This is a genomic window from Photobacterium nomapromontoriensis (assembly GCF_050336815.1).
Taxonomy (GTDB): Bacteria; Pseudomonadota; Gammaproteobacteria; order Enterobacterales; family Vibrionaceae; genus Photobacterium; species Photobacterium nomapromontoriensis.
The window spans coordinates 141,353-154,558 of the sequence record NZ_JAKJSL010000018.1 but is presented as its reverse complement, the minus strand read 5'-3'; the positions used below and the strand labels follow the sequence as shown (position 1 = coordinate 154,558).

Annotated in this window: 9 protein-coding genes and 4 tRNA genes; 4 read left to right on the top strand and 9 right to left on the bottom strand. The window is 42.7% G+C overall.

The window, feature by feature from the left end; all coding sequences use genetic code 11:
• Positions 1 to 114: 114 nt before the first annotated feature.
• Entirely contained in the window at positions 115 to 1,218 is a 1,104-nt protein-coding gene (locus tag L4D12_RS04885; RefSeq protein WP_428446697.1) for a phosphoribosylaminoimidazolesuccinocarboxamide synthase, read from the bottom strand.
• 55 nt (positions 1,219 to 1,273) lie between these two features.
• Between L4D12_RS04885 and L4D12_RS04880 the strand changes: the two genes are divergently transcribed.
• The 4 genes from L4D12_RS04880 to deoR all read left to right on the top strand — a co-directional run bounded on the left by L4D12_RS04880 (position 1,274) and on the right by deoR (position 6,215).
• Complete coding sequence (locus L4D12_RS04880; protein ID WP_428446696.1) at positions 1,274 to 1,486, top strand: hypothetical protein; 213 nt, start codon at positions 1,274 to 1,276, stop codon at positions 1,484 to 1,486.
• A gap of 146 nt (positions 1,487 to 1,632) precedes the next feature.
• Positions 1,633 to 3,972 carry an ATP-dependent helicase gene (locus L4D12_RS04875; protein WP_428446695.1) on the top strand — a complete coding sequence of 780 codons (2,340 nt, stop codon included), beginning with the start codon at positions 1,633 to 1,635 and terminating at the stop codon, positions 3,970 to 3,972.
• A 206-nt stretch (positions 3,973 to 4,178) separates the two neighbouring features.
• The gene (locus tag L4D12_RS04870; protein ID WP_428446694.1) at positions 4,179 to 5,051 is read left to right on the top strand and encodes a GNAT family N-acetyltransferase; all 873 of its coding nucleotides are present in this window, start codon (positions 4,179 to 4,181) and stop codon (positions 5,049 to 5,051) included.
• A gap of 399 nt (positions 5,052 to 5,450) precedes the next feature.
• Positions 5,451 to 6,215, top strand: coding sequence for a DNA-binding transcriptional repressor DeoR (deoR, locus tag L4D12_RS04865; protein WP_428446693.1), 765 nt, complete (start codon positions 5,451 to 5,453; stop codon positions 6,213 to 6,215).
• A gap of 35 nt (positions 6,216 to 6,250) precedes the next feature.
• Here deoR and L4D12_RS04860 read toward each other — a convergent pair whose 3' ends face one another.
• The 8 genes from L4D12_RS04860 to L4D12_RS04825 form a co-directional block, all read right to left on the bottom strand.
• On the bottom strand, positions 6,251 to 9,400 hold the full coding sequence (locus L4D12_RS04860) for an ExeM/NucH family extracellular endonuclease (protein ID WP_428446692.1): 3,150 nt from the start codon (positions 9,398 to 9,400) through the stop codon (positions 6,251 to 6,253).
• A gap of 37 nt (positions 9,401 to 9,437) precedes the next feature.
• Positions 9,438 to 10,520, bottom strand: a complete 1,083-nt coding sequence (locus L4D12_RS04855) for a porin (protein ID WP_428446691.1) — start codon at positions 10,518 to 10,520, stop codon at positions 9,438 to 9,440.
• 355 nt (positions 10,521 to 10,875) lie between these two features.
• The gene (locus L4D12_RS04850) at positions 10,876 to 11,445 is read right to left on the bottom strand and encodes a hypothetical protein (RefSeq protein ID WP_428446690.1); all 570 of its coding nucleotides are present in this window, start codon (positions 11,443 to 11,445) and stop codon (positions 10,876 to 10,878) included.
• Between the two features lie 205 nt (positions 11,446 to 11,650).
• Positions 11,651 to 11,727 (bottom strand) — tRNA-Val (locus L4D12_RS04845).
• A gap of 44 nt (positions 11,728 to 11,771) precedes the next feature.
• Positions 11,772 to 11,847 (bottom strand) — tRNA-Val (locus L4D12_RS04840).
• A gap of 50 nt (positions 11,848 to 11,897) precedes the next feature.
• Positions 11,898 to 11,974 (bottom strand) — tRNA-Val (locus tag L4D12_RS04835).
• A 40-nt stretch (positions 11,975 to 12,014) separates the two neighbouring features.
• A tRNA-Val gene (locus L4D12_RS04830) sits at positions 12,015 to 12,091 on the bottom strand.
• A gap of 285 nt (positions 12,092 to 12,376) precedes the next feature.
• Positions 12,377 to 13,153: a ParA family protein gene (locus L4D12_RS04825; protein ID WP_428446689.1), complete on the bottom strand. Its 777-nt coding sequence runs from the start codon at positions 13,151 to 13,153 to the stop codon at positions 12,377 to 12,379.
• Between the last annotated feature and the right edge of the window lie 53 nt (positions 13,154 to 13,206).

The following is a 13,206-nucleotide window of genomic DNA, read 5'->3' as shown; positions in this document are numbered from 1 at the left end:
AGAATATTATGTCACTATGAATAAAGCGATTGGTTGAGCATGAGATATTCCCCACCATCAATGAAGATGGCAGGGAGGGGGGGGGAAGTTAAATAGCAGAGTTATGAAAAATTGTTAATCAATCAAACCGTACTGATCGCGTAAGATCGTGATGATCTCAGCTTTGGGGTTTTCACAAAGGACGATTTTTTGTCCTGTGACTTTTTCTGCAATGTTGGTATAGATTGCGGAGATATCCATTAACGCTTCGACGGGCAGTGCATTCTCGCGTGCAAGGGCAAAACGCTTTTCCATACGATCTTTGTTTAGCAGAATATTGGGATCAGGGAAGTGGTTAAGCAGCATCTGGCGGAAGCCTTCTTTGGAGTTTTCAACGATCTCGCCATTACGGTAGGCGGCACCGTCCCAAATACGTGATGAATCAGGCGTTCCTACTTCATCCATATAAATCAGTTTTTCCTGGCCTGCGGCATCGGTAACATAGCCAAATTCAAATTTTGTATCGACAAAGATTTGATCAAGCTGGCTCAGTGCCTGGCTGATCACATTGAAACCTTCTTGCAGTAGTTTTTCATAATGCGCGATGTCTTCAGCTTTGCTGAAATTAAAGGCTGCAAAGTTGTTTTCCAGAACGGTACGGGAGACGTTGACATCATCCACTTCCTGAACGCCAGGAATGCCTTTTAGAATGCCTTTAGTTGATGGGGTCATCAGTAGTTCTGGCAGTTTCTGATCTTTCTCTAATCCCTCTGGTAGTTCGATACCACAGAAGTGTCGCTCACCGTTGCTATAGGCACGCCACATTGAGCCGGTGATGTATTGGCGGCAGATAGCTTCGACCATAACCGGCTTGGCTTTTTGTACAATCCAGACAAAAGGATGGGGTATATCGAGAATATGGCTATCCGCTAACCCGTTGTCACGAAATAGTTTGAACCAGTGGTTGGAGATAGCATTCAATGCCGCCCCTTTCCCCGGTACGCCTTTCAGACCGCCTTCAGCATGCCAGATACAATCAAAGGCTGAGATACGATCACTGATCACCATGATAGCAAGTGGGGCATCAGGCTGGACATTATAGCCTTTTTCGGCGATCAGACGGCGGCTGTCTGCTTCGGTTAACCAATATACGGAGCGTACTTTTCCACTGTGAACGGGTTTGTCTGTACGGATTGGCAGGTCATCATTTACAGCGAGAACTTGATCAGCAAGGCTCATGGCGAATTCCTATTTCGAAAGTTAAACGAAGGTAAACCTTTAACGTAAGGCAAAAGTGCCTGACTGCGGTCATCAGACCGTTGTTGCTGGCGATAATAACAGAACTCAAGTGCCCTTTCAGCTAGAAAAGCAAACGTTTGCGCAATTTTATTTTTCATTCTCCGTGATGTTGCATACAGGCTTGCTCAGCGCTGACTCTATGTTGTCTTTGAACCGAGAGCCAGCATGGTTTGGCGTTGATAGTACGCACTATTACATTGCTGAATAGGTAAAATACTGTGTTGGTTCCAGTTATGATAAGTACCAGAGGTCAGCTCTGTGTGTGAGGTGCGGTTAAACGGTCATAATTTGTTCCGCTATTCTGTTACAAGTGTGGCAAAATCGGACTCCTTATTTTTGATCTCAAGGCGCGATATGACTTGTTTTACCTCTGAACAATCGGCATTTATTGAACATCAGCAGGGTAATGCGCTGTGTATAGCCGGAGCGGGAACAGGCAAAACAACCACATTAGTCGGCTTGATTGAACGAAAACTGGCAACGGTTTCAGCTCAAGACATGTTGGTGTTGATGTTCAACCGTGATATCCGAATGGATTTTCAAGCGAAACTCCAATCGAGTGGCGTTGATGCACCTGTCCCTGTTCATACCTTTCATAGCTTTTGCCTGAAGTTTCTCAACCAGACCGGATTTATCCGTGAAACGGGCTACCGGGTAGATTACCAAAGCGGTGAGAGTGATAAATCTTTGGTGAAAGGGATCTTACGGGAGTTTGCGGGGCTGGAAAAAACCTATCAGCGCCAGCAGATGATTAAAGATCCGAAAACAATTGAGCTTCTGTTGAGTTTTATCGGCTTGGTTAAGGCGTACATGCTCTCGCCGATGGAAGTATTCAAGCTTGCCGAGATCAACCGTGACTACCTGTTCATTCTTGATGCTTATGATAAGTTTGAGAGCTTACGTAAGCGGCAAAAGCTACTGTTTTTCGATGACTGGTTAGTCGAGACCGTTAAGATCCTTGAAGGCAATGATGCGATCCGTCAGCATTATCACCAGCACTGTAAGCTGGTGGTGGTAGATGAGTTCCAAGACATTAATACCGCACAGTATCGTCTTCTGAAGCAGTTACTTGGGCCTGATACGCAGTTATTGGCGGTGGGGGACGTTGACCAGTGTATTTATAAATGGCGAGGAAGCGCACCGCAGTTCATGCTCAATTTTGAGCAGGATTTTGCGCCTGCGAAGACGTATACCTTGTCGCAAACCTTCCGTTTCGGGCACAGTCTCGCACTGGCTGCAAGCCATTTGATTGCCAACAATGAACAGCGCTTTAGCGAGTTTTTAACCACTTCAGGCGAAGGCATTACAGATACAGAAGTGATTGAATGTGCGTCTACCCGTCAAGTCGGGGAGATCGCACAGGCGATTCAGTCATATCTTGAAGACGGCGGAAAGGCCTCTGATGTTGCGATATTGGTACGTCGGTGGTCGCAGACGTTACTGTTTGAGTTGGCGTTTTTGAGTAAGGGTGTACCGTATCAGATGCCCGTTCCATCGATATTAGCGAATAGCCGCGAGGTTAAGCTACTACTGGAACTGATGGTTTTGGCGACGGGCCGCTTCATTGAACAACCGTTACCGCAAAAATCGGCGCTGTTGTTTAGTCTGCTATGTTTTCCGCATTGTTATGTGCCTAATAAAACGCTGAAGCCGTTGTGCGATCAGCTGGCGGGGATGGATCCCGTGCAGTGGTTGACGTTTATTGGCCGTTATGAGAGAGCCAATGCCACGTTGAAGTTGGATAACTTGACAGAGCGGCTTGAGCTGCTGGTGCGATTATTGCGAAAGGGCAGTGATAAAGCGGCGCTGGTTTACAGTCAATACCGTAATGAAAGTGGTCTTGATACGTGGATCTGGAAAACGGAAGCCACGGCAACTGAAATTGAAGAAGCGATTGAGCGGCTTGACAGTGTGACCACGGTGTTAGAATCGATGGATCAAGACTGTAAGCGAGCATTACAATATTTTGAATACTATACTAATCAATCGGCCAATCAATCCGCTCAGCAGTCAGCCCAGCGTTCCAGCGGACAGGGTATCCCGTCCGGTGAGAATAAAGATTGCGTTCAGCTGACCACGATTTTCCGCGCTAAAGGGTGTGAATATGAACACGTCCATTTGCCGTTCTGGGATAAAGACGCCTTTCCATATATGAATAAGGCGAGTGGCAGTATTGCTGCTGATATAGAAGAAGAGCGCCGATTGGCCTACGTGGCGATGACCCGGGCAAAACAGAAAGCCTGTATCTATTACACCGAGTTGGAAAAATCCTCTATAAAGGCAAGCAATGCTAGTCGGTTTGTGTTGGAGGCCAAAGTTGCGTTAGCGAAAGATTTGGGGCCGAAGTTGTATATGGACGGAGAGCTGCCGTTTTATTCCAGTCCGGTTGCAGAAGAGTATTGTCGCCGACTAGGCCGGGATGACGATGTTAAAGTACCGGATCTGAAATTACCGACTGTTCAGCTCTCTGATAAAGAAACGGTTTATAGCTATAAATGGGCATTAATTCAACCCTTGCCTGATAATGCTGAAAAAGTCATTCATGCGATGATTCGTACTAAAACGGCGAAGTATTTGGATACTGAGATCAGCCGCATTTTGCGAGAGATCCCGACAGTTGCAGAGACTAAACGAAAGGTATTAGTTAATCGGCTGATTGTGGCGGCGAATGCCAGAAGTCGAGTGCGACGCTAGTCTTGCATGAGGAGGTGAGGGGATGAAAACAGAAAAGAAGGCATGTTGGATATAAAGAGTACAAATTAGTCGTCACTATTGTTTCTTCTAAGCGTACAGAGTGTCTCTTTGCTCACACTTTGTTTTTATTTAGGGTTCGAAATAAAACGATGTTGCTACAATGTGCTTCAGTAATGAAAGGTGGGCAGTGAAGTACGGTGTTACGGATGAATGCATTAAGATATCAGTTATTTACAAAAGATGAGTGCGGCTATGTTCAGCTAACCAGTCATACGTTCAAGCAAGAAGCAATTATCCAAGCAACAATTATTCATGAGCAAAACACGGAAATCAATTTTACCAATTTGTGGTTATACGACAGTGAAGCCCAAGAGGGTAGTTATGATGTATTCCGATTTGATTGCTCAGGGTTGCCATGTGTAACCGGGCATAAGGCGTCTGCAATCTTAAACTCATTAGCACTGACGTCGGTCCCTTCTTTAGCTTTGGCTGGTATTTATCCTGCAGTTAATGTCGATAATTGTGTGGTATTACTCAAGTCGCTTGCTGAGCGTACTCCGGCGACTCAGGTTCTGGGTGAAGACTACCTGAAAATACAGGCGGTTATTGATGAGAACCAGACAGCGACGGCTGTGCATCGTCAGTATGATGATGTGAATGAGCTGGTTCTCGAAGTATTGTGTCAGGGGGAGCTGATAGCGGTGGCGATGTTTAGTCGCTACGTAGAAGATCATCGTTTTCCGACCAAATCGTCAGAACTTTATTATGAAATATCATTACATTCTATTTATGTTCAAGACGTTTATCGTGGACGAGGGTTAGCGGCTGCGCTGTCTGAATTGCTCGTGAATATTGTTCGTAAAGATAGTGAGCATATTTTAAGGCAATTATCATGCTTACATATTAATTTGAAATTATGGTTTTCGGCATTGGCGATTACGCCAGGTGGCGAAGCGATTTGTGACTGGTTAAGCGAAGCGATTGTCGATATGACTGATGATGTGGTTGATGAATTATTGGATGAAGGGCTTGATGTTCATTATCAAGAGCCGATGATTTTTGTTGATAGCCTGTTCTGATAATGGCTGATCGTTGTGTTTGTTCGCTAGATGATAGTTACTATTGTAAAAAATCCGCTCAGAAGACGGATTTTTTTATGCAAGTTAAATGATAAATAAATGGTTTGTGAGTATGGAAAAGATGAGTAATTACATTGATGGTTACACGCAAAAATAGGCATTGCTCATGAGGTTAATATAGTTGAATAGATTAAAATTGCTTTACGTTCAATAACCGCTAAGTCAATTTTTAAGTATGTTTAATGAACAGTGATTTTGCATATTCGTTGGTCTAGCCTGTAATATGAGAATTGTAATGATGTATCTCACAGCTAGTAGCCTAAGATATTCATTTGTTAATTTTGTCCGATATACTTTAAAGATGGAAAAATTATATAAGTTTCTAGGTTAGGTATAACAATGACAATGACAGAGACAAAAAGGGATAAACGAGTAAGGCAATTAGCTGAATTGTTGCATGGTCAAGAAAAAATCCATTTAAAAGATGCGGCTGACTCGTTATGTGTTTCTGAAATGACGTTACGACGTGATTTGTCTGAACCTCATCCTACATTGTCAGTCATTGGTGGATATATAATCAACAAGCAGGCTCAAACAAGAGAGTATGATTATATTATCAATGAACAGAATTCAAATAATGTCAGTGAGAAAAGTGCGTTAGGTAAAATAGCCGCAAAGAAGGTTAAACAAAATGACGTGGTTTTTTTTGATAATGGTACAACGATTGTTCACATCATTCATGCTATTGATGACGAAATAAACTTTATTGGGGTTTGCTGTTCTCTTAATGTGTTTTTAGCGTTGAATAACAAACCTAATTGTAATGCTATTCTGTGTGGTGGACATTTTGATCCAAAATGCAATCACTTTTATCCGTTAACCGAGAGTAATGAACTAGCCAATATTCGTTTTGATCTGATGTTTGCTTCGGCTGCGGGTATTGATGATCAACAGGGTATTACATGTCATGCATTGACGGAGATTGCCTATAAGCGTCGAGCTATGAAGCAATCTCAATATATTATGCTGGTGGTTGATAGCAGTAAAATGAGTAAGGTTCGCAAAGCGTTTGTGTGTGATATTGCTGACATGGATGAGATACTGTGTGATGTCGATCTGCCACTCACCTGGAAGCGACAAATCAAACATAAAAAAAGAGGCTGAATTCAGCCTCTTTTCATTTAGTGCTTTAGCTAATGTTATTTACGTAGGCGACGAATGAAGCCTAAACCAAGCAGTGATAACAGGCCAAATACGCCAGTTGAACCACCACCTGTGCCATCATACGGAGGTACTGTGATAGTTGGTTCTAGTGAATCACGTTTAACCACGTCAACATTCATTGTCACCGTTGCATCAGCAACAGATTTTGTTGCTGCTGGGCTGCTTAGTGACATGGTGATGTTGTAGTTACCTGCATCAATACCACTTACATCGAAGAATACAGTTTGTGCACCATTGTCTTTCAACGTAATGGTTGGTAGCGTAACCTTGCTCATGTCTTTTGGTTCAGGTGAGAAGGCGATAGAAGCGATATCACCGGCTTTGGCACCTTTAAAGCTGATAGGATAAGCCACTTCCATACGGCCGCTCTTGGTTGCGAGTACAACCGGCTTACCATCGGTAGTTTCACCATAATCATAGCTTAGTGCGATGATTGCAGAGTCATGATCTGATGAACGATAAGCATCGTTTTTATAGAATTGGTGAGCACCAGTACCATCTAGAGTGCCTTTATAACCATTTTTGTAATCAAATAACGTTGATTCAGCGGCATTGATGTGCCAATCAGCAGCATCAAGTAGCTTGCCTTTTAGTGATGGTGTGATAAGCATATGATCTAACGAACCAATTTCATCGTTATACGAATAGCTCCAGCTTGATTGGCCTTTTTCTGCATCTTTGATAGTTACTGCATTCAGCAATCCGAACGATGAGGTAATCTCAGCGCCGTTAGCACCAAATTGTGGTTTGTAGCCAACAAAGGTATCACGCGCGGCACGGATAGTTTTTCCTTCAGGAAGAACTGCAGGGATCTCAGTCAGCACCAGCATAGCATCTTCTTGACCATAGGAGTTGAAGTCACCCATTATGACTTGATCACCACCGATCTTGGCCATTTGCTGACCAAGTTCGACAGCTGCGGCTACACGGAATGCTTCGCAAGAACCCTGGAAGTCGAGGTCTTTAACATCGTCTTTTACAGGATCGAAATTGTTCCATGTTTCCCAGCCTTTCCAGTCTTCCCAGCAGTTTGAGCCTTTAGACTTGAAGTGGTTAACCGCAACCGTCAGTGTTTTACCTGTATTGAGTAGGCGGAAAGTCGCAGCAACGGTATCACGCTGATAGTTTTTGCCGCTTTCACGAAGTTCACCATCGTCGTCGATCAGTGCATTACCGTGTTCGTCGGTGATCATTGGTGCATCTTGACGTGGCATCGGGATAATACGAGATGATTCGAGTGCAACTCTACTTGGACGGTAAATCAGGCCAGAAGTAATCGCATCCCCACCAATAGAGTCTTGATCGTCGAGAATTACATCACCGTTTGAATCAAAACCGACAAAAACATAACGATTATGCAGTGAGTTTGGTTTATCACGATCACCATAGTTCTCTTCGTTATATTTGAGATTAATGGCGTTAACAAACTGGTTAATCGCACCAAAATCGTCAAATCCGTTATTTTCGATTTCCATCAAGCCAATGATATCGGCATCAAGGCCATATATCGCTTCAACCAGTTTGGCTTGCTGTTGTTCGAATTCAATTTGGCTTTTAGCACCACGGTTGTCACCGTGCTGGTTATCAGAGCCGCCGTATGGTGAATTGAAATAGTTAAGAACGTTTTGAGTTGCCAGACGAATAGCAAATGCATTTGGATCTGCTTTATCATTTAGTACTGGCGCCTTTGACCGATCTGTATTGTGAATGAAGTTAGAACCACTAACTTCATTCATTGCGATCAAGCGGAAGTTACTGTGAGAATAATGCAGCACACCTTGTAGACCAATAACGCTGTCATTGATTCGAATGTAGTTTTTGTGCGGATCAGTATTGAAATCGGGGTAGTAAGGGATTTCACCGTTAGGCGCTTTTTCATCTGTCTCAACATACAGGCGGAAATTATTATTTTCAGCTGAATGGTTTAAAGATGCCTGACTACCAGCAATGTGTTCTTGGTTTGGCTGCATGTTAGGACGCTTATATGCCAATACCATGTTGTTGCGATAGCTGTCGTAGTCAAAGCTGAAGGTGCGTGATACACGCATGCTTTCGTCATTGTCTACGGTACTTGGATCGATGTCAGCAGGAAGGTTTACCAACATGCCTTCATAGCGTTCAAGGGTTTTTGCAAAATCATTGCCATCACTTGCGATTTTTACCAGATCAATAGCTGTAGGGATGCTACCCGCTGCGCCAACTGACCAACTATCTGCAGCTACAATAGTAAATCCGTAGTCTTCTTTTACCTTACCTGTGACCGTTACTTCTTTACCGATTAAGTCATCAGGTAAGGAGTCTACTGTTTTGATGAATAAGCCATCTGAAGTTAGGTCATTGCCATCATGATCGTAGATGTAGAAGCCTTTAGCGATGCTAGTAGCAACGGCTGCTACAACACCTTTTACCTCATAGTAATCTTTTGATGTGTATTCACCGTCTTCAAGTAGTGGAGAACGATAGCCTTCACCTTGAATTTCACCAATGGTAATCGGTTTACCGACAACTGGTGGTGGTGGTTCTGGGGCAAATTCAGTACTACCTAGGCCGCTAAAGGTATCTTTGGCTGATGACGTCCAGCTACGCGCCACATATTGATCTGCTGGTGTTGTAGCATTGATATTACGACGGAGGGTTGTGTCTGTACCCCAGTCAGCGCCAGCAACACCAATGATGTCATGAATATTATTCTTAGTGTCAGTCGTCTTGGCTAAGAATACAGAATCATCACCATTGAAATTCATGGCACTGTGTGAGACTTCGTCGTAAGTTCCTGCTTTTACGACAGAAGAACCGTTTGCAGTAACAGCATCAATTAGTGCCTGGCTAGCGTCGTGGTTGATAAATACAACACTCTTCTGAGCTGGAACAGTGACGCCACTGACAATAGACTTACCATTAGAAGACTTAATAATATTGGTGTATTTACCACCGTCGTAATACAAGCCAATAGTATCGTCAAACGTATAATCGGTAGCGTCAGTATTGGTAATTTCAATGGCTTTGTTATTAGATGAGCCTTCAACGTATTCTGAAATAATAATATCGTTGATGCCAGCCATCGCAGGCGCGGCTAGCGCAGTGGCCACTGCTGCTGATAATAGTGTGAGTTTGTTGTTCATCATGAATCCTTATACTCTTTGTTGTTATAGTGAGTGAGCGTTAGAAATAAACACGGGCATAGGCGTAAACATCCTGAGATGCTTCACCAACGTTACCTTCAATCGCCAGCACAGAAGAGCGGGTCGGCTTAAAGTTAACGCCTAGCGTGCCCCAAGTGCGGCTGCGTCCCCAGTCAGAGTCCTTACCGTCCCAGAATGGACTTTCGTCGTCCCAGTGCTCATAAGCTTCATAGTTGCTTGAAGCAACAATTTCCCACTTTGGTGTCAGGACATAACGAGCAGAGATGAGTGCGCCTTCATGATCCAAGGTTTGGTAATCGTTGTAGCGATGGATTTTGTTATTTGGATCGGTAACATCAACAGCGTGTTTCTCTTGAGCGATGTCTTCGCGTTCAATGAAGCCATTGAAGCCGAGTGACAGTTCGTCAGTGACAGCCCAGCGCATGCCAAGACCAAGTAGACGCTGTTCGCCGTATTTAGATTCACCTTTAGAGCCATTACGACCTTCAAGACCAAGAACAATAGAGAATGTTTTGCCAAAGTACCCGGTATAACCGTTAATGACGTCGCCAAGGGATGAGCCAGAGCTTGATTCAGCATCGTAGCTGTATGATACGCCAGCTTTGAAGTTGTTGTAGCGACCTTCATATTTTAGGGTTGCACCCTGATCGCCGGCTTCACCTGTTTCAACGGTGGTATCAAAAGTAAAGTCACCGTATTTGTCGTAATCATCAAATGCGGTGTCAGTCAGGCCGGCTTCAATATAGTGGTGCTGGTTGAACTCGTAGCCTAGGTACATCTTGTCGATGCTAAGCTCCATATCACCTGTTGCGTACTTCCAGTTTTCACGCTGATAATCAAGTTCTAAGCGGTAAAGGATATCGCCATTACGTCCTTTGGCACCCAATGTTGCAAATGGGTCGTCAATGTAACTCTGATCTTTGTAGAACTCACCAGAATCATAATTAGCGCCAAAGTGTCCACCGATACCAACTTCACCATAAACATCGAGATAGTCGCCGTTATCGTTTTGATAAACTTGTGCAGCGTAAACTGATGGGGCAATAAAGAGTGTTGATAGCAGTACCGCTATCGTTGTTTTTTTAGGTGTGACAATATCCATTATGCAACCTTTGTTATTATTGAAACAAACAATGTAATTTATGTTTCAATGGTCACATTAGTGGGCTAGTACGAGCAATTAGTGACTATCAGTAATGAGATCACTATCAATGAAGATCTGATTATTGTGTTAAATGTGTGATCGATATAGCAAACAAGAAGTTAAACATGACTCATTCGATTGTTATGCATATTGTTTAGTATTGTGGTGTAGGTGATTGGTGAGTTAAAGGGGGGTATGGAAGAGGGGAGTGAGATAATAAGTGCCATAAATCATATACCCAAGTTATCTCAATATTTACTCGCGGAAATGCGCATCTTGAGGTAGCTCAGGTATGTATGGCACCATGATGTGGTTACGATTCTAATGAAAAATCGTCTGGTAAATCCTTCAGGATCATTTTTTGCACATTCAAGCCAACTGACATGATAATCAAACACCAGTTTAAGAAAGGCAGTGAACTTTTGTCTAAGCTTTCTTCAAATTGTTTTTGATTCCAATTGAACTGTTCAGAGATTACTTCTGATGTTAATAATGGGTAATTATCATTATTAATTAAATTAGAAAATTGGCTTGCCGTTGGGCAAATAAATTTATTATTTGGGACAAAAGCAGTTGGTTTGAAATATGACAATACTTTTCGTACGTCAACACTGATCTCATTCCCATTGTTTTGAATGTTGTGTTTGCCAACGAGTGCGCATAAGAAGCACCAGCAAGGATAAGGAATAGTTGACGTATTGTAAGGTTCTTTTTTATAGTTTTCAGTCCACTTACATAGGTTCTTTTCTTGCAGGCCTGCTAGTGCTGTAAGTTTTTTTGTATCATACTCATATTCTTTTAGTAAGTTAACAATCTCAGCAACTTCTGATACAAAAGGCTTAGTCCAATTATTAAATGCAGTAAATGTGTTTATTCTGATCATGATGAAATCCAGTATATTTCAAAACTAGGTTTATGCTTGAATGTCGTGTAAGTTTAGATCATACCTATGCTGTTAAAGATGTCTATCAGTAACAAGTAGTAGGATACAATTTGATGTAAAGTGGTGGGGTGGTCACGGTCAGATACAAAAAAACCTACAATAAGTAGGCTTTTATCTTCAGAAATGAACATTTCTAAAGGAAATTTGGTACGACCGAGTGGACTCGAACCACCGACCCCCACCATGTCAAGGTGGTGCTCTAACCAACTGAGCTACGGTCGTACTGTTACCTAATCTATAGATAATATCATATAGGTTAGTAAATATGGTGGGCGATACCGGGCTCGAACCAGTGACCCCCTCCTTGTAAGGGAGGTGCTCTCCCAACTGAGCTAATCGCCCTGAATAACCGCGTTGGGATGTTTCTAATGAAACCTGCGATTATCGGAATTTGGTGGGTCTAGGCAGACTCGAACTGCCGACCCCTACCATGTCAAGGTAGTACTCTAACCAACTGAGCTATAGACCCAAATTCATTTTATTTTACATTAATAAAGCAATGCAAAATTTGGTACGACCGAGTGGACTCGAACCACCGACCCCCACCATGTCAAGGTGGTGCTCTAACCARCTGAGCTACGGTCGTACAGTGTTCTTCTGGGAACGGAATGCATAGTAGCGACTGATGGTTGTTGACGCAAGTGTTTGAGATCGCTTTTTTATGTAATTGGTCTTGTTTGCTTACGCTTTGAGCGCACAGGGTTATTTCTGGTCTTATTGGTAGGCACAAGGTGAGATCTATGTCACAAAAAACACTCACATCCGTGAGTTAGTCGTAGATATAGAGTGCTTGTTGGTTATTCGTAAATTGATGGTTCATTGAGCAAGAAAAAAAGCCCTCTGTTAGTGGGCTTTATATGCATTTTTTGAATCAATTGTTTGTTGAATCAAGATTCTTATAGAGAGCGTAAAACGCTTGGCTGAGTTTGTGTTTAGGCAATAAGTGAATAACAGGTGTTTGATGATAGTGAGATTCTTTCATTTTGATAGAGAGTGGGAGATAGGGCTCCAAAATGGGCAGCCCTAAATCATTAAGATCATCAATGATCTTGCGTGGGAACTTTGCCTGAGCGTTGAACATATTAACGATCACGCCTTCAACATCCAAATGTTGATTATGATCTTCTTTAAGCTCTGCAACATTATCGAGCAGAGTGATTAATGCTCGTTGCGAAAAACTATCGCAATCAAAGGGGATAAGAAGTTTGTTTGCCGCAATCAGTGCGGATTTACTGAAGAAATTAAGGTTTGGCGGTGTATCAATATAAATACGATCGTACACTTTATCTAACTCATCCAGCGCATCTCTTAATTTGTATATTTTGTAACGGCGTTCTAACTCAGATTCGATTTTTTCTAATTTAGGACTTGATGTAATAATATCCAAGCCCTCAAAGGTGGTTCGTTGTGGGAACTCTTTTATCGGTGTTGAAACAGAAAACCAACCTACAGTCTGATTGAGTAGATCTGCGATAGTTTTATTATTTTCTATGTTGATATCAAAACCGAGATAGTGACTGCTATTTCCTTGAACATCTAAATCAATGAGGAGGGTTTTAAAGCCCGCCTCTGCGCTGATTGCTGCTAGATTAGCTGCAATACTTGATTTCCCAACTCCACCTTTTTGATTGAACACAACCCGACGCATGTAGATATACCTTATGCAACTCAACTAATACCAAGAAAGTACAGGAGTGACTC